This is a genomic window from Microvirga sp. 2YAF29, assembly GCF_052114605.1.
Taxonomy (GTDB): domain Bacteria; phylum Pseudomonadota; class Alphaproteobacteria; order Rhizobiales; family Beijerinckiaceae; genus Microvirga.
Window position 1 is genome coordinate 193,108 of sequence record NZ_JBFRFB010000003.1, and the last position, 17,513, is coordinate 210,620.

11 protein-coding genes are annotated in these 17,513 nt (G+C 58.1%); 9 read left to right on the top strand and 2 right to left on the bottom strand.

Annotated elements, in window-relative coordinates; genetic code table 11:
• Positions 1-75: 75 nt before the first annotated feature.
• Both treY and treZ read right to left on the bottom strand, forming a co-directional pair.
• Complete coding sequence (gene treY, locus AB4Y85_RS05550) at positions 76-4,929, bottom strand: malto-oligosyltrehalose synthase (protein WP_441983869.1); 4,854 nt, start codon at positions 4,927-4,929, stop codon at positions 76-78.
• The gene (gene treZ, locus AB4Y85_RS05555; protein WP_441983870.1) at positions 4,929-6,746 is read right to left on the bottom strand and encodes a malto-oligosyltrehalose trehalohydrolase; all 1,818 of its coding nucleotides are present in this window, start codon (positions 6,744-6,746) and stop codon (positions 4,929-4,931) included. Before treZ ends, treY begins: the two co-directional genes overlap by 1 nt.
• A gap of 296 nt (positions 6,747-7,042) precedes the next feature.
• Here treZ and glgA point away from each other — a divergent pair, with 296 nt between their 5' ends.
• From glgA to ureC, 9 genes are all read left to right on the top strand, one after another.
• Positions 7,043-8,572, top strand: coding sequence for a glycogen synthase GlgA (gene glgA, locus AB4Y85_RS05560; protein ID WP_441983871.1), 1,530 nt, complete (start codon positions 7,043-7,045; stop codon positions 8,570-8,572).
• Positions 8,573-8,804: 232 nt separating this feature from the next.
• Positions 8,805-10,088: an urea ABC transporter substrate-binding protein gene (gene urtA / locus AB4Y85_RS05565; protein WP_441983872.1), complete on the top strand. Its 1,284-nt coding sequence runs from the start codon at positions 8,805-8,807 to the stop codon at positions 10,086-10,088.
• Positions 10,089-10,153: 65 nt separating this feature from the next.
• Positions 10,154-11,740, top strand: a complete 1,587-nt coding sequence (gene urtB / locus AB4Y85_RS05570) for an urea ABC transporter permease subunit UrtB (protein ID WP_441983873.1) — start codon at positions 10,154-10,156, stop codon at positions 11,738-11,740.
• On the top strand, positions 11,737-12,873 hold the full coding sequence (urtC, locus tag AB4Y85_RS05575; protein WP_441983874.1) for an urea ABC transporter permease subunit UrtC: 1,137 nt from the start codon (positions 11,737-11,739) through the stop codon (positions 12,871-12,873). Before urtB ends, urtC begins: the two co-directional genes overlap by 4 nt.
• Before the next feature lie 3 nt (positions 12,874-12,876).
• Positions 12,877-13,629: an urea ABC transporter ATP-binding protein UrtD gene (urtD, locus tag AB4Y85_RS05580; protein ID WP_441983875.1), complete on the top strand. Its 753-nt coding sequence runs from the start codon at positions 12,877-12,879 to the stop codon at positions 13,627-13,629.
• Between the two features lie 2 nt (positions 13,630-13,631).
• A complete protein-coding gene (urtE, locus tag AB4Y85_RS05585) occupies positions 13,632-14,327 on the top strand; it encodes an urea ABC transporter ATP-binding subunit UrtE (protein ID WP_441984013.1) in 696 nt (231 codons plus the stop codon).
• Between the two features lie 115 nt (positions 14,328-14,442).
• Positions 14,443-15,156, top strand: a complete 714-nt coding sequence (locus tag AB4Y85_RS05590) for an urease accessory protein UreD (RefSeq protein ID WP_441983876.1) — start codon at positions 14,443-14,445, stop codon at positions 15,154-15,156.
• 9 nt (positions 15,157-15,165) lie between these two features.
• Positions 15,166-15,786: an urease subunit gamma gene (locus AB4Y85_RS05595; protein WP_441983877.1), complete on the top strand. Its 621-nt coding sequence runs from the start codon at positions 15,166-15,168 to the stop codon at positions 15,784-15,786.
• On the top strand, positions 15,786-17,513 hold the full coding sequence (gene ureC, locus AB4Y85_RS05600) for an urease subunit alpha (RefSeq protein ID WP_441983878.1): 1,728 nt from the start codon (positions 15,786-15,788) through the stop codon (positions 17,511-17,513). The genes AB4Y85_RS05595 and ureC overlap by 1 nt, the downstream gene beginning before the upstream one ends.

The window sequence follows — 17,513 nt, forward strand, 5'->3', positions numbered from 1 at the left end:
TGCTCCATGAGAGGAATTTATTATGGGGCGGGCGCGATCCGTGACCAGAAGGACCCACCTGCCCGAGGGCGAGATTTAGTGGCTTTTCTCCAGGCTGCCGTTCGATGATCGCAGGACCGCAAAGGGGAAGCCTGCCAAAATGTCGGCAACCTGGGCTTCGCTTGTGATATTCACAGCGCTGCCTGTTATCACATTCATCCAGCGTCCATGAGGCAGAACGATGCTCGTGCCGCTCCAGACCTTCGAGTCTACGTCCATGCTGGTGCCAGCCACAAGCGAGGCCCAGAGACGTGGGACGATGACGGCAATCCGCTCATGTCCTTCGTGCCTCACATAGGCAAGAAGGTGATCGGACAGGCTGCCCTGAACTTCGAGCGGTCGGTAATTTCCATCACTGTAGAGCTTGGGGGCCTGCTCGCGATCCTGGAGCAGTTTCGCGAGCATGTACTGCTTGATCCGGCCATCCTGCCAATGGGCAAGAAGCTGATCGTGCGATCCTGAGGTGGTGATAGCGTGGGCGCGGGCGCCATAATCGACGGGCCTGCGATTGTCAGGGTCCACCAGCGAGAAGTCCCAGAACTCGGTTCCTTGATAGATGTCGGGGACACCTGGCAGGGTCATTTTCAGCACAGTCCGGCTGAGGCCATTGAGCATGCCGAGAACGGACAGTCGCTGCGCCAAGGGCCTCAGGCGATCAAGAATGCCGCTTTTCGGCTCGAGCACGGCGCGGAGCATGGCCAAGGTCGCATATTCATATTCCTCACGCGGATCGACCCAACTCGTATGCCGCTTGGCCTCCCGCAACGCCTTGATGACATAGCCCTCCATGCGCTCCTTGAACGAGGCGAGCTGCTTCGCATCGTCCTTCTCCAGAAGATCGAGAGGCCATGCGCCGAGGAGAGCCTGAAGCAGAATGACCTGATCGTTCGCGTCCGGACTTGGCAGGCCGTCGATCTCGGAGAGATGGGGTGAAATCAGCTTGCGCCATTGTTCGAGCGCCGTTTCCCACTCGTCAGGGATTTCGGAAAGCGCAAGAAGTCTCGCGCGCGCGTCCTCGCCGCGCTTCGTGTCGTGGGTTGCAGTGGTGATCATGGCATGCGGCCAGCTTGCCTTCCGCACGATGTTGGCCTTGTGGAAATCCTCCGGAGATATTCCGAAATGCCCAGGGTCGCCACCGACCTCGTTCAGAGCGATCAGGCGCCCATAGCGATAGAAGAGAGTATCTTCCAGGCTCTTGGCCATGACAGGTCCGGTGAGTTGCTGGAATCGGCGCCGGAAACGGGAGAGGTCTTCGGCGCTCGTCTCTTTCAAGTGGCCCAGAAGTGCATCTGCGATGAACTTGTGAAACACTTGATCGGGAAGAATGCTTCCATGCTTGGCGGCACTGATAGTCTCTTCCAGTAACTTCACGTCTTCAGGCGAAGGTTCATCGTTGCCGAGATATGTGCGGTAAACCGGGAATGAGGCGATAATCTCGACGAGTGCCTGTCGAAGCGCGAAGGCTGTATGATCTCGCGTTGAGCGGTTGGCATCGGCAATGGCCTTGATATCGGAGACAAGAACCTCAAGCTCGCTTGCGAAACTGCCCTGCGTGATTTGAAGCTTCGCTTCCCTTAACATCCCCTCATAGGAACCTTCAATGCCAGCTGTTTCCCGATAGATCCTGTCCATGGCAGCGCTTGTATCGGCATGGACCAGAACACCATCGATCAGGTTGAGGGCATCATATCCGCTCGTTCCGGCAACCGGCCATGGACGCAGAGCCTCGCCCGGCTCCAGAATCTTCTCCACCACGACATAAAAACCGGGACCAACTTCGGCTTGCAATGCCCGTGAATAGCCTTCGGGATCTGCGAGACCGTCGATGTGATCGATACGAAGGCCGTGGATCCTGTCCTCTTTGACGAGACGCAAGATGAGTTCATGGGTGCGCTCGAAAACTTCTGGGCTCTCGACACGTATGCCGGCGAGATTGTTGATGTCGAAGAAGCGGCGATAATTGATGTCGCTTGAGGCGACTCTCCAATAGGCGAGACGGTAGGCCTGGACTTCGAGAAGACGATGCAGCTTGTCAAAGCTTTCAAGAATTTCAACAGTGCCATTGATCGCCCCCATGGAGCTGACGATGGCGTTCTGGATGTCGGGTCGAGCATAGGCTTCGGCAAGAGACTTTTTCAACTGATCTGCCGTTTGCACAATGCCTGTGCCGCTCTCTCTATCTAAACTGCGAAACTGCTCGGTGATGGTCCTCAGCTCGCTTGTCGCGGATGGATCAAGGATAGACCCCAGGCCTTGATCGAGAATGAGCGGGTAGGTGAGAGGGCAAACCGGGAAGCGATGCTCCCAATGCCACACGCTGAAACTTCCTTCATTCTCATCAAACCTCAATTGCAATTCGCCCTTCTCCAACGCCTCTCCATAGCGAGATCCCAGGAACGGGACGATGATCTTGCCGCTGACGCCGGGCCGTCTCCAATCGATGTCGAAGGCGTCGGCATGGGGCGAACGACGCCCCCATTCCAGCACGGACAGCCACCAGGAATTGGTTTGCCCACCAATGCCCATATGGTTGGGGACGATGTCGAGAAGAAGCTTCAATCCATGCGCTTTCAGCACATCCGAGAAATGTCTGAAGCCTTCCTCGCCGCCAAGTTCCGGATTGATGGCTGAGTGATCGACAATGTCATAGCCATGCGTTGAGCCCGGGCTTGCCGCTTGTATGGGCGATGCATAGACATGACTGATGCCCAGCTGCGCCAGATACGGCACGATGGTCGCCGCATCGTGGAAGGTGAAGTCCTTATGGAATTGAAGACGATAGGTTGCGCGCGGAGGCGGGGCGGCGAGGATGTTTCGACGCTTCAGGGCATTGCGCCCTTCCTCGGCCAGGGCCACGGACAAGCGGGGCAAGAGAGCATTGGGAGCCATGATGGATTCAAGCGTGTTCGAAAGACGTCTGCGCCAGTTGGGAAGGCTCGCATCCATGCCCGGCATGTTTGGTTGGTTCAATTCGCCGGATGCGTCCTCGATCTGCAGAGCGGTCAAGGCGCAGGACGTGCGGGCGAGATAACGCACAGCAGCCTCCAAAGGAGGTTCGTGCGGCACATCCGGTGAGGTGAGCAAGTCTTGCTTTGCCAGGGCTTTTGCGAATTCCCTTTTGTCGCTCTCCCGAGATGACCGCTCGCGTCCGGCATTTGCAGGGTCGAACACGGCAAGCGTCTGCCGCAGATCGATATCGAGACCGCGCCACCATCCGATGAAGGTGGGAAGGTCATGCGTCGTGATCACGGCCATCGCGGAGCGGGGATACTCGTCGGGCCTATTGAAGGCCGCCTCCTCACGCTCGAACGGAAGAACCCGGTAGCTCAGCATGCCTGACTTCATGATGGCATCGGAAAAGCCCGTGGGAGCCGTGCCGAGATCTTCGGCGATCACTAGGCAGCGGGCGCGATGGCTCTCCACGCGCAGCACCGCCAGCATCGCTTCGAATGGGTAATCCACATAGGCGCCCTGAGAGGCGGGCGCGCCCGAGGGAATGAGGAACAGGCGCTGAAGCTGGAAAGCGTGGTCGATGCGGATCGCGCCGGCATGGCGCATATTGGATGCCACCAGATCGCGGAAGGCCGCGAGACCTTGCTCCTCGAGGGTCAATGGATTGAACGGCGGCAATCCCCAATTCTGTCCCTGCGGACCCAACGGATCCGGCGGTGCGCCGACGGCAAGGCCAGGTGAAAATCTCTCAGGTGTTGCCCAGATTTCCGATCCACCGCCGTCCGCGCCAACAGCGAGATCGCGGTAAAGGCCGATGCTCAAGCCTGCATCACGTCCCCGCTCAGCTGCTTGAGCGAGCTGCCTGTCCGCTTGCCATTGGAGCCATGCATGAAATGAAATGCGATCTGCATGGGAAATGCGAAACTGTCGAACCTCATCGGAATGCACCGAACGATAAGGTTCAGGCCATTGGCCAATCCAATGAATACCTTGCTCGCGGAAATGTTCGGACAAGGTCTCAAACGTGGCGTGAGCCTCCAGAGCGCTGCCGCCACCTTTCCTGAATGCATCGAAGGCTTCGTGATTGCTGGAGCGCTGGAAATGATGCCACAACGCATCGAGCAGAGGACGCTTGATGGCCCAGACTTCGGCATAATCAATGAGGGATGCATTTTGCAGAGCGGACACGCGCTCCTGCATGTCCTCGCTGTCGAGGATTTCCTGCGCACCGCTTTCAGCGAAACCTTCCACATTTCGCGGATCGATATAGATCGACTCGAGAAACAGGCGTGAGGACGGCGAATAGGGAGAGATCTTGGAACGGTCGGCGGCAAAGAGCGCGTGAACAGGGCTCAAACCTAGAAAGGAGCCGCCGAGTTCGCCAACCCCCTCCGCTGCCATGGCGACATCGGTATAGTCGCCGATGCCGAGATCATTGTCGGAGCGAAGGGAATAGACCTGCGCGGCCGCACCCCATAGACGAGCGTTTCCCTCAAGTGCGTCCGGTTGCCAACACTGGTCGGGTGCGGCAATCACGCTCGCGTTGAATTCACCCAGCTGAAGGTGATGATAGCCCACAGGCAGGGTTGGAAGGTCAATAGTCCGCGCACCCTTCGCAACCGAGCCTTTATGAACGGTTCCGTTCTCTTCTGTAAGAGCCCAATCGTTCTGTGAAGATGGATTGCGAAGTGTGATCTGCCCGGGGCCAGCAGCGCTTACAACGACTACCGCCGGCAGCAAGCCGGAGCGCAGCCGCTTCAACCGGTCCACGCTCGCCTGAATTTCAGCGTCAGAACCGATATTCAGTCCAAGCGCCTCCATGATGGCGTCACGGGTATCCGGTGTCGTCTCGACTTCCCGCTCGAAGGCGTCCCTATATTTGGAAGAGATGCCGATAAGTTCAGCCAGGCGCTCCAGAAGAGCATCGCGGTTCGTCATCAAAGAGTTTCTTTCAACAGAATGCCGGTCCACGGTTGCAGTTGAATGTTTCCATCGGCGGATGAAACCGTTCTGCTTGACCACAAGAGGCGTGATTCAGGTTTTAGGGTTTCATTGATGGGATCGCTGCCGAAACTGGCAGTAAGCCTGAGAGACCCATTGCTGAAGCGCCAGGTAACATCGAGAAGGCTGTTCGATGTCACGCAATAGGATGAACCATTGTAGCTGCCCTTCAAGAGAGGGACGATTTCCTTTTGGCGTATCTCGAGCAGCAACCGGGTGCGCTCAAGAATGTCCCGATGCGGTGGGCGCTCGGCTTCGGTCCAGTCGATCTTCGATCTCTCGAAGGTCGTTCGAAGAGTCGGGTCTGGGATGCGTTGCGCCATTTCCGGATCCGAGAAGGCTTTGAAGTGCTTGAATTCTCCCCGCCGCCCATCGCGTACGGCCTTCGCAAGATCCGGCTCGCTTTCGAAATCTACGAAAAACTGAAACGGTGACGATGCCGCCCATTCCTCTCCCATGAACAGCATGGGGATCTGAGGGGAGAGGAGAAAGATGGCCTGAGCCAGTTCAAGGCGCTCCGCAGGAATGAGATGAGAAAGTCTCTCACCAAAAGCGCGGTTGCCGACCTGATCGTGGTTCTGGAGGAACGACACGAATGCGCTGGGCGGGAGATGCGCGGAAGGCTCCCCGCGCATCTTCCCTTGTTGGTGAGGCGATGGATCACCTTGATACGCAAACCCTTCCGCCAGAGCACGGCCGAGGTGGCGCAGCGGAGAATCCGCGTAATCGTGGTAATATCCTTCGCTCTCGCCGGTCAGCAGGGCGTGCCAGGCATTATGAATATCGTCGGCCCATTGTGCCGTGTGCAAATGTGGGCTCCCGTTGCCCTGCCGCTCCAGCCAGCGGGCCTGATTGGCTTCATTTTCCAGAACGAGATGGACGTGCCGCTCCGGGAACGCCTTGCGGATGCGCGTTGCCAGCTCTTCGAGAAAATGTGGCTTGCTGTCGTCGACTATGGCATGGACCGCGTCGAAGCGAAGTCCGTCTAACTGATATTCCTCCAACCAGTATAGGGCATTATGGATGAAGAAGTCCCGGACGTTCCGGCTGTCTTCACCATCGACATTGATGCCGGCACCCCAAGGGGTGGGATGCCTGTCCGTGAAGAATTCCTTGGCATAGGCGTGAAGGTAGTTTCCCGACGGGCCAAAGTGATTGTAGACCACGTCGAGAAACACCATCAGCCCCAACTGATGAGCGCGGTCGATAAGTCGCTTCAGGTCGTCAGGGTTGCCATAGGCGGCATCCGGCGCATAGGGAAGCACGCCATCGTAACCCCAGTTGCGCTCTCCCGGAAATTCCGCAATCGGCATGAGCTCGATAGCCGTAACCCCGAGATCCCTCAAACCCTCAAGCTTGCTCATCAGGGCAGCATAGGTTCCCTCCTGGGTCGCCGTGCCCACATGCAGTTCATAGAGAACGGTCTCTTCCCAAGGCCGTCCTGTCCAGCTGGCTTGCGACCACGTATAGGATTGCGGATCAACGACTTGGCTTCGTCCATGCACGTCATTCGGCTGGAACCGCGAAGCCGGATCGGGAACTACAAGTTTTCCGTCTATCTTGAAGCCGTAACGCATCCCGGCATGTGCATCCTTCGACAACAAGTGGTGCCAGCCGCTCCCCTCGGCTGTCATTGGTAACTCCGTATCGTCAACGACGAGATGAACCTGCTCGGCGCTCGGTGCCCATAAAGCGAAGCGAATGCCGTCAGATGTCATTTCCGCTCCAAAAGGCATGGGATGAAATCGCCGCATGAAAACTCCGGAATTGAGGGAGGGCAGATGCGAACGAGCTTTGCCGTACAAGGTTCCGCTATCTGTGAAAAAATAAAGCCGAGCTTGATGGAAGCGCCTTCCCGTGTGGTGCGATGGAAAACGCAAAGCGGATTTTCACAAGCATCTTCAATGCGCTTGACCGTTTGAACATGCCCACGTGCGGGGTACCCGGAAATAATTCAAAATTGGTTCGGAACATTCCTTGCTGCACTGCGTTATGACCGCGACCTGCTTTGGGCGCGGGCGGTCAATGGGGAACGCGCCCTCGTGATGACATGCTGGATACCTACTCACCGAAAGCGGGCGCGGCTTTCGAGACGTCGACGTGTGCCGATCTGCAAAACAATTTTCAGACTTCCATTTCAATTAGTCGCCGGCAATCCATTCTTTTTGTGACGTCGGAGATCGCCGACTACATCAAGGCTGGCGGTCTTGGCGAGGTCTCTGCCGCATTGCCCCGGGCGCTGCGGTCGCATTACGACGTGCGCATCCTTATTCCCGGCTACCCGCAGGTTCTATCGCAGATAGGCGAGATTGAGCAGATTGCGCATCTGCCTGCGGCCTTCGGAATTCCCGCCTGTGGTCTTGGCCGCGGCAAGACGAAAGATGGCCTCACGGTTTATGTGCTTCTCTGCCCCGAGCTCTATGAAAGGGATGGATCGCCATACGTTGACACCTTCGGAGCCGACTGGAGCGATAACGACATCCGTTTCGCACGGCTTGGGCTCGCGGCGGCAGATATCGCCTGCGGTCACGGCGATCCGCTTTGGCGCGCGGACCTTCTCCATCTCAATGACTGGCCTTCGGGACTCGCCGCTGCTTATCTCGAATGGCGCGGGCAGCACATCCCGACGATCCTGACGATTCACAATCTGGCCTATCAAGGGCTTTTCGAGAGGAGCCGCTTGTCGCACCTCGGAATCCCCGATGCCGCGTTTCACATCAACGGTGTTGAATTCTATGGCAAGTTGTCGTTCCTGAAGGCAGGAATCTTCTATGCCTCTCACATTACAACCGTCAGCTCCACCTACGCTGATGAAATCACGCGTCCCGAGTTCGGCTGCGGTCTCGATGGCTTGCTGAGAGCGCAAGCCGAGCAGGGCCGGCTCGACGGCATCATCAACGGTATCGATGCAAGCTGGGATCCTAGCCGTGACCCCTATCTCGTCAGCCGCTTCTGCGCCGAGAATTTCCGAGGCAAGCGTGCAAATGCGAATGATGTACGCAAGAAATTCGGCTTGGCCTTGTCGAGTGGGCCGCTTTTTGCGGTCGTCTCGCGGCTCGTGCATCAAAAGGGTGTCGATCTCGCTATTTCAGCAGCGGAAACCATCGTCTCGCAGGGCGGGCAGATTGCCGTGATCGGCCAAGGCGAGCCCCGGTTCGAGCATGCCTTGCAGAGCCTCGCTCATCGTCACCCGGGTTCAGTCGGCGTGAAAATAGGATATGATGAGGGTTCTGCCCGCCGCATGTATGCAGGCAGCGATTTCCTTCTCATGCCATCACGCTTCGAGCCATGCGGGCTGAGTCAGATGTATGCACAGCGCTTCGGCTCATTGCCGATTGCCCACAAGACGGGCGGACTTGCGGACACGATCGAGGATGGGGTCGATGGTTTCCTGTTCGGGGAGCCCTGCGTTCATCGGTTCATGGATGCGATCAAACGCGGCCTGGATACCTTCCGCTCCCGCCCCCGCCTGACGGCCATGCGACGCGCAGCGATGAAGCGCCCCCACGGATGGGAACGCTCCGCCTCCAAATATAAAGAGGTTTACGAGCGCGCCTGCGAGACGGCTGCTTACGCTTAAGCATCGACTGATGAATACTTATTCCGGTTGAAGTGGCAGAAACCTTTTCTGCTGCCTCATTCCTGTGCCCGTGCTTCATTTTCGCCCAAGGTGCCCAAGCAAGCACCGTCAAGGTAGGGTTTCGAGGAAGTGCAAAGCGGGAAGCGTATCTGACATCATCATTGGCATGGTTCTTGCCTAGAAGCCGATGCTGCGCCTGGAACCGGGGCAGTTGAGGGAGAAGGACCATACGATGTTGAATTTCACGCGGAGAGGCCTGATTGCACTCGCTTCGGCGGCGCTGGTTTCGGGCACGATGGCTGCGACTGCCCAGGCTCAGGAGACGATCAAGGTTGGCGTTCTGCATTCCTTGTCGGGCACCATGGCGATCAGCGAGACCACGCTGAAGGACGTTATGCTGATGCTCATTGAGGAGCAGAACAAAAAGGGTGGTCTTCTGGGCAAGAAGCTCGAAGCCGTTGTCGTCGATCCTGCTTCCGATTGGCCTCTTTTCGCCGAGAAGGCGCGCCAGCTGATCAGTCAGGACAAGGTGGCTGCCGTTTTCGGTTGCTGGACCTCCGTGTCGCGCAAGTCGGTCCTGCCGGTCTTCAAGGAACTGAACAGCATCCTCTTCTACCCGGTTCAATACGAGGGCGAGGAGAGCGAGCGAAACGTATTTTACACCGGCGCAGCCCCGAACCAGCAAGCAATTCCCGCTGTTGATTATCTTGCCAAGGAAGAGAAAGTCGAACGCTGGGTTCTCGCCGGAACCGATTATGTCTATCCCCGCACGACCAACAAGATCCTCGAAGCTTATCTCAAGTCCAAGGGTGTGAAGTCCGAGGACATCATGATCAGCTACACGCCGTTCGGTCATTCCGATTGGCAGACGATCGTCGCCGATATCAAGAAGTTCGGCTCGTCCGGCAAGAAGACGGCCGTGGTATCCACCATCAACGGCGACGCGAACGTGCCGTTCTACAAGGAACTCGCCAATCAAGGCGTCAAGGCCACCGATATCCCGGTCGTGGCATTCTCCGTGGGTGAAGAGGAACTCGCCGGCGTCGACACGAAGCCGCTCGTCGGCCATCTCGCCGCGTGGAATTACTTCCAGTCGATCGACAACCCCGAGAACAAGGCCTTCATCGAAAAATGGAAGGCCTTCACGAAGAACGACAAGCGCGTCACCAACGATCCGATGGAAGCTTACGTGATCGGCTTCAACATGTGGGTCAAGGCCGTCGAGAAAGCCGGCACCACCGACCCTGACAAGGTCATCGATGCGATCGTCGGCGTGCAGGTCCCGAACCTGACGGGTGGTGTCTCGGAGATGCTTCCGAACCACCATATCACGAAGCCGGTTCTGATCGGTGAGATCAAAGAGGATGGTCAGTTCGAGACTGTCTCGCAAACCGACGCTCTCGTTCCTGGCGATGCATGGTCGAAGTACCTGGACGGTTCGAAGGATATGATCGCCGATTGGAAGACGCTGAAATGCGGTAACTACAATACCGTCACCAAGAAGTGCGGCGCCTGATCGTTCACCACGACAGGAGCGGCCACCCGGCCGCTCCCATCGTCTCTCCGTCAGAAGTGTCTCTCATGAGCAGCTTGCGCAATATCCTGCGGGCCTTTCTTCTGCTGATTGTCATGGTATCGGGCGCAGTCGCCGGTCCCTATGAAGTTGCGTTGCCTAAGTTCGCCACAGACAATTACTCCGATACCGATGAAGGGCTCGCCGCCATTGCTGTCAGCGGGCATGCGCTGGCCTTGCCTCTTGTCGAGGCATTGCGCGATGGCAGGCTCATGGTCGGCACCGGCAAAGTCTATATCAAGGATGCTTCAGGTAATCTCATTGATGCCGCGACCGGGCAAACCGCCTCTGCCGACAATCTGAAGGCCGTCCGTATCAACAACCGCGTTCGCCGAGCCATCGAAGCCGCACTCGGCAGCCTGACCTTGCTGAGTGCCGATGCCGGAACCCGGCTTAGCGCCGCTCGAGCCGTCTTCCGCTCGCGGGACGCTGCGGCGCTGCCCGCGCTTGAGTCGGCCATTATCCAAGAACGTGATGCGAAGATTCGTGCTGCGCTTGAAAGTGCTCGTGCGGCCATCGTTCTCAATAGATCCGACGCCTCTGAAGCAGAGAAAGTTTCCGCTGTTGCAACGTTGCGCGCGCAAGGCAACCAGGATGCGCTCGCCGTTCTTTCCAATCTCCCTATGGGTACGCCAGCTATGGTGGCGAAAGCGGCAGGTAATGCTGCGGAAGACATTCGAACGCAGCTTGCCTTTTGGGGCGGGCTTCAAAATGTCTGGTACGGCGTTTCCCTGGGCTCCGTTCTCCTGCTCGCCGCTATCGGCTTGGCGATCACCTTCGGAACCATGGGCGTCATCAACATGGCCCATGGTGAAATGGTCATGATTGGAGCCTACACCACCTTCGTGGTGCAGGAGATCATTCGCGTCAACGCACCAAATCTGTTCGGAGTATCGCTGTTCATCGCGGTGCCGCTTGCGTTTCTGATCGCAGGATCGGTCGGCATCCTCATCGAGCGCACCGTCATCCGGTTCCTCTACGGCCGCCCCCTCGAAACGCTCTTGGCGACATGGGGGTTGTCGCTCATGCTCCAGCAGGGAGTGCGCACCATTTTCGGCCCCACCAATCGCGAGGTCGGCACGCCAGCCTGGATGAGCGGGGCGCTTGAGCTGGGCGGTTTGAGCCTGACATACAATCGCATCGCGATCGTCGTCTTCGCCTTCGTGGTCTTCGCGATCCTGTTGCTTGTCATGCGATATACGTCGCTGGGGCTTTATGTCCGTGCCGTCACGCAGAACAGGCGCATGGCGGGTTCCATCGGCATCCGCACCAACCGCATCGATGCACTGGCATTCGGTCTAGGATCGGGCGTGGCCGGCATTGCCGGTGTCGCGCTTTCGCAGATCGACAATGTGAGTCCCAATCTCGGTCAGGGTTATATCATCGACAGCTTCATGGTCGTCGTGTTCGGTGGCGTGGGCAATCTCTGGGGGACCCTCGTCGGGGCAATGATGCTCGGCATCGCGAACAAGCTTCTTGAGCCATTTGCCGGAGCCGTGCTGGGTAAGATTACCCTGCTCGTGGCCATCATCCTTTTCATCCAACGACGTCCACGCGGTCTGTTCGCGTTGAGGGGAAGGGCGGTTGAAGCATGAACACGAAGTCCGTGCTTGATCGGCAGAGCATCGTTGTCCTCACCCTCCTTGGGGCGGCAGCCATTCTCGTTCCTATTCTCAACGGCATCGTGCCTCCAAGTTCGCCGTTCCATGTGCCTGACTACATGGTGCCGCTACTGGGCAAGTATATTTGCTTTGCGCTGTTGGCCCTCTCCGTCGATCTGATCTGGGGTTTCTGCGGCATTCTCTCTTTGGGTCACGGGGCATTCTTTGCTCTCGGCGGATATGCCATGGGCATGTACCTCATGCGCCAGATCGGCCCGAGAGGCGTCTACTCACATCCTGAGCTGCCGGATTTCATGGTCTTCCTGAATTGGAAGGAACTCCCCTGGTTCTGGCATGGCTTCGACTGGTTTCCCTTCGCGGCACTGATGGTCCTGGCCGTTCCCGGGTTGCTGGCATTCGTGTTCGGGTGGTTCGCCTTCCGCTCTCGTGTCACAGGGGTCTATTTATCCATCATCACCCAGGCCATGACTTTCGCGCTCATGCTGGCCTTCTTCCGGAATGACATGGGCTTCGGCGGAAACAATGGCTTGACGGATTTCAAGGACATTCTCGGCTTTCCGCTTCAAGCAGCCTCGACCCGCATCGTACTCTTCATCCTCTCGGTCATTGCCTTGATTCTCGGTTACCTCTTGTGCCGCTGGGCGGTCAGCTCGAAATTCGGCAAAGTGCTCGTTGCCGTACGCGATGCGGAAAGTCGGACACGATTTCTTGGTTATCGCGTGGAGCACTATAAACTGGCGGTGTTCACTCTGTCTGCCATGTTGGCAGGTATCGCCGGTGCCCTTTACGTCCCGCAGGTCGGAATCATCAATCCAAGCGAGTTCGCTCCAGCCAATTCCATCGAATTGGTAATCTGGGTTGCCGTCGGTGGCCGTGGAACGCTCGCAGGCGCCATTCTTGGCGCTATCGTCGTCAATGCGGGCAAGACCTGGTTTACGGGTGCACTGCCGGAATTCTGGCTTTTCGCGCTCGGCGGTCTGTTCGTTTTTGTCACACTATTCATGCCGCGTGGTCTGCTTGGAGCAGGGCAGGGCCTCTGGGAAAAGCTAAGGCTAAAACCCAGACCGGTGCAGCCAACTGAGACGATCACGCAGGCGGCGGAGTAGAATATGAGCGCACCCGTCACGCCGGCTCTTCTCTATCTCGACAATGTCACCGTCTCCTTCGATGGTTTTCGCGCTCTGAACGCCTTGTCTCTCGCCATCGATCACGCCGAGATGCGCGCCATCATCGGGCCCAATGGTGCCGGTAAGACGACGATGATGGATGTGATTACCGGAAAGACGCGGCCCAATGAGGGCGTGGCCTTGTTCGAAGGGTCTCACGATCTGACGTGTCTCGATGAAGCGGAGATTGCCGAGCTTGGGATCGGTCGTAAGTTTCAGACACCGACGGTGTTCGAGATGCATAGTGTCGAGGACAATCTGCTGCTTGCCATCAAGGATAACCGAAAACCCTTCGGGACTTTGTTCTCCAGACGAACGGGCAAAGAACGGGAGCGGATCGATGCCTTGCTTGAGCGCGTCCGCCTGACGGCGCACCGCTACCGGAAGGCAGGAGAATTGTCTCATGGACAAAAGCAATGGCTCGAAATCGGCATGCTTCTGGCGCAGGAGCCGAAGCTTCTTCTCATCGATGAGCCAGCAGCCGGAATGACCGATCAGGAAACGGCGGATACCGCTGAATTGCTGCGCGACATCGCGAGGACGAAAGCTGTCGTCGTGGTCGAGCACGACATGACATTCGTGCGCGATCTCGCTGTGAAGGTGACATGCCTCCATGAAGGCTCGGTTCTTGCCGAGGGCTCGCTCGATGCGGTCAGCGCGAATGAGCGCGTAGTCGAAGTTTATCTGGGCCGATGACGATGCTGAATGTCGATAATCTTTCATTGCATTATGGCGCTGCGCAAGCACTGCGCGCGGTCTCCATGGAAGCACCTGTCGGCGAGGTGACATGTGTGCTGGGGCGCAATGGTGTGGGCAAGACTTCGCTCTTACGTGCGATAGCCGGTCATAGGCCCATATCCGCTGGAGCAATCCGCTTTGACGGTCGGGATATCGTCAGAATGAAGCCCTTCGAGCGTGCGGCGCTCGGTATTGCCTATGTGCCGCAGGGCCGGGAGATCTTTCCGCTGCTCACTGTCAAGGAGAACCTCGAGACCGGCTTCGCGCCACTCAAGCGGGGGGAGAAGAACATCCCCGGTGAGGTATTCGAGCTCTTCCCGGTGCTGAAATCCATGCTCGGGCGGAGAGGAGGAGATCTCTCTGGGGGGCAGCAGCAGCAACTGGCAATCGGCCGTGCGCTCGTCACAAGGCCACGCCTTCTTGTCCTGGATGAGCCGACTGAGGGAATTCAACCGTCGATCATCAAGGATATCGGTCGGGCGATTGCATATCTGCGCGATCGCAAGGACATGGCCATTCTTCTGGTCGAGCAATATTTCGATTTTGCTCGCGAACTGACTGATCGGTTCGTGGTGATGGAGAGAGGCGAGATCGTCCAGCATGGCGATCGTGCGGCGCTTGAGGGAGACAATGTACGTCAACGCCTTGCCATCTGACGGAGCACTTTCTTCTGCCGGTCCACAGCGCCAGCGCGCTATCGGCCGTGTCGCATTTACTGCGATGGGGCTGGAGGGGCGTACGCGGCCCATGCGGATCGAAGAGAGCGGGTCCATGCGGATACGCCTGCCGAACCGGGAAGGGGCGGATCTCGATGCAGTACTCGTCAATACGGCGGGAGGGATTGCTTGCGGCGATCACTTCATTGTCGAGATCGATGCGCGCTCCGAAGCGTCGGTCACCGTTGCGACACCGGCGGCGGAAAAGGTCTACAGGTCTGACGGTCTCGTCGCAGAACTTGCGGTCAAGCTAAATGTCCAGGCAGGAGCCCGGATCGATTGGCTGCCGCAGGAAACGCTTTTGTTCAACGAGGCGCGCCTCATTCGGCGGCTCGATGCCGAGATGGCCGATGATGCCAAGCTCACTCTTTTCGAAGCGGTCGTCTTCGGACGAGAGGCCCGCAATGAGCAGATCGTTAGCGGATTTTTCGAGGACCGTTGGCGGATCCGGAGAGGCGGGCGTCTCATCTATGCCGATACGCTGCGTCTTTCAGGGCCTATTGCCGATCTTCTGCAGAAGCCCAGCGTCGGCAATGGTGCGCGCGCTATCGCAACTCTGATCCATGTAGCACCGGATGCCGAGGCACGCCTCGAAACCGTGCGGGGGATGTTGGCAACCACTGATCGATGCGACGCTGCAGCGAGCGCGTGGAATGGCATGCTTGCCGTGCGCTTTTGCGCTGAGACCATCGAGGCCTTGCGGCGGTCTGCCTGTTCCTTTCTTCTCGCATTTCGTGGCGAGCCATTGCCTCGCGTCTGGCTCAGCTAGGATCATACCATGCAGCTTACCCCCCGTGAAAAAGACAAGCTTCTCATCGCCATGGCCGCCATGGTTGCGCGCCGGCGCCTCGAACGCGGCGTGAAGCTCAATCATCCCGAAGCCATCGCGCTCATCACCGATACAGTTGTGGAGGGTGCGCGCGACGGCCGTTCCGTCGCAGAGCTTATGGAAGCCGGTGCGCATGTGGTAAGCGCCGATCAAGTGATGGAAGGCGTCGCGGAAATGATCCATGACGTCCAGGTGGAAGCAACCTTTCCGGATGGTACAAAGCTTGTCACGGTGCATCACCCCATCCGCGGCGCGGCTTCGAAGGATATTCCTGGCCAGGTGACGGCGCTCGATGGCGAGATTGTTTTCAATGAGGGTGCGGAGCGCACTGTTCTAACCGTCGCCAATAAAGGGGATCGCCCCATACAGGTGGGCAGCCATTACCATTTCCACGAAACGAATTCTGCCCTGTCGTTCGACCGTGAGAAAGCGCGCGGGATGCGTCTCGACATCGCGCCCGGTACGGCGGTGCGTTTCGAGCCCGGCTCGACGCGGGAGGTCGTGCTGATCCCGCTATTGGGCAAGCGCGAAGTTTACGGATTCCGCCAAAGTGTGATGGGAGCACTCTGATGTCGAATATACGAAAGCCCGCTTCCCTCCCGCGCGCCGCTTATGCGGACATGTTCGGCCCCACGAAAGGGGACCGGATCCGCCTTGCGGATACGTCGCTTCAGATCGAGGTGGAGAAGGACTTCACCACCTATGGCGAGGAAGTGAAATTCGGTGGCGGAAAGGTCATCCGCGATGGCATGGGGCAGGCTCAGACCACGCGCGCTGCCGGATCCGTGGATACGGTGATCACTAATGCCGTGATCCTCGATCACTGGGGAGTCGTGAAAGCCGATATCGGTATCAAGGATGGTAGAATTGCTAGTCTCGGCAAAGCGGGAAATCCGGATGTGCAGCCCAATGTCGATATCATCATCGGGCCGGGAACGGAGATCATTGCCGGTGAGGGCAAGATCATCACGGCTGGCGGGTTCGATTCCCATATCCATTTTATTTGCCCGCAACAGATCGAAGAAGCGCTCATGTCCGGCATCACGACGATGCTCGGCGGCGGAACGGGACCTGCGACGGGAACATTCGCCACAACCTGTACGCCAGGCCCCTGGCATATCGCACGCATGATCGAGGCTACCGATGCCTTCCCGATGAACCTCGCATTCACAGGCAAGGGGAATGCATCGCAGCCGGGTGCGCTCGAGGAAATGATCCAGGCCGGTGCCTGTGCTCTGAAGCTGCATGAGGATTGGGGAACGACCCCTGCCGCCATCGATTGTTGTCTGTCGGTTGCCGATGCTTACGACGTTCAGGTGATGATCCACACCGATACGCTCAATGAATCGGGCTTTGTGGAAGATACGATTGCGGCCTTCAAGGGGCGGACCATACATGCTTTCCATACGGAGGGCGCTGGCGGTGGACACGCGCCGGATATCATCAAGGTGGCCGGACTGCCCAACGTGTTGCCGTCATCCACCAATCCGACCCGCCCCTACACGGTTAACACCATCGATGAGCATCTCGACATGCTCATGGTCTGCCATCACCTTTCGCCATCGATTCCGGAGGATCTGGCATTCGCCGAGAGCCGTATCCGCAAGGAAACCATCGCTGCGGAAGATATCCTCCACGACATCGGCGCTCTCTCGATGATGTCATCCGACAGTCAGGCCATGGGGCGCGTGGGCGAAGTCATCATTCGAACCTGGCAGACGGCTCACAAAATGAAGATTCAGCGTGGGGCGCTGCCAGGGGAAACGGGAGACAACGATAATCTTCGCGCTCGCCGCTATATTGCGAAGTACACGATCAACCCGGCCATCGCGCATGGCGTATCCAGGCATGTCGGCTCAGTCGAGGTCGGAAAGCTGGCGGATCTCGTCGTCTGGACGCCGGCTTTCTTCGGGGTAAAGCCCGATCTCGTCATCAAGGGCGGCAGCATCGCCGCAGCGCTCATGGGTGATCCGAACGCATCGATCCCGACGCCGCAGCCCGTCCATTATCGTCCGATGTTCGGTGCCTATGGCCGAGCCCTGTCGGCAACCTCGCTCACCTTCGTGTCTAAGGCCGCCGTGGAGAATGGACTGGCCGCAAGGCTCGGTGTTCAGAAGCAGCTTGTCGCAGTCGAGAATGTGCGTGGCGGGATCGGCAAGAAGGATATGATCTTGAACGACGCGACCCCCGATATCGAAGTCGATCCCGAGACCTATGACGTTCGAGCCGACGGTGAGCTGCTGGTTTGCGAGCCGGCGAAGGTTCTTCCCATGGCTCAACGCTACTTTCTGTTCTGA

Excerpts from the sequence above, each read along its gene's own strand:
- urtB (WP_441983873.1), top strand. The coding sequence starts at position 10,154 with ATGAGCAGCTTGCGCAATATCCTGCGGGCCTTTCTTCTGCTGATTGTC.
- urtA (WP_441983872.1), top strand. The coding sequence starts at position 8,805 with ATGTTGAATTTCACGCGGAGAGGCCTGATTGCACTCGCTTCGGCGGCG.
- urtD (WP_441983875.1), top strand. The coding sequence starts at position 12,877 with ATGAGCGCACCCGTCACGCCGGCTCTTCTCTATCTCGACAATGTCACC.
- treY (WP_441983869.1), bottom strand. The coding sequence starts at position 4,929 with ATGACGAACCGCGATGCTCTTCTGGAGCGCCTGGCTGAACTTATCGGC.
- treZ (WP_441983870.1), bottom strand. The coding sequence starts at position 6,746 with ATGCGGCGATTTCATCCCATGCCTTTTGGAGCGGAAATGACATCTGAC.
- urtC (WP_441983874.1), top strand. The coding sequence starts at position 11,737 with ATGAACACGAAGTCCGTGCTTGATCGGCAGAGCATCGTTGTCCTCACC.
- glgA (WP_441983871.1), top strand. The coding sequence starts at position 7,043 with ATGCTGGATACCTACTCACCGAAAGCGGGCGCGGCTTTCGAGACGTCG.
- urtE (WP_441984013.1), top strand. The coding sequence starts at position 13,632 with ATGCTGAATGTCGATAATCTTTCATTGCATTATGGCGCTGCGCAAGCA.
- AB4Y85_RS05595 (WP_441983877.1), top strand. The coding sequence starts at position 15,166 with ATGCAGCTTACCCCCCGTGAAAAAGACAAGCTTCTCATCGCCATGGCC.
- ureC (WP_441983878.1), top strand. The coding sequence starts at position 15,786 with ATGTCGAATATACGAAAGCCCGCTTCCCTCCCGCGCGCCGCTTATGCG.
- AB4Y85_RS05590 (WP_441983876.1), top strand. The coding sequence starts at position 14,443 with ATGCGGATACGCCTGCCGAACCGGGAAGGGGCGGATCTCGATGCAGTA.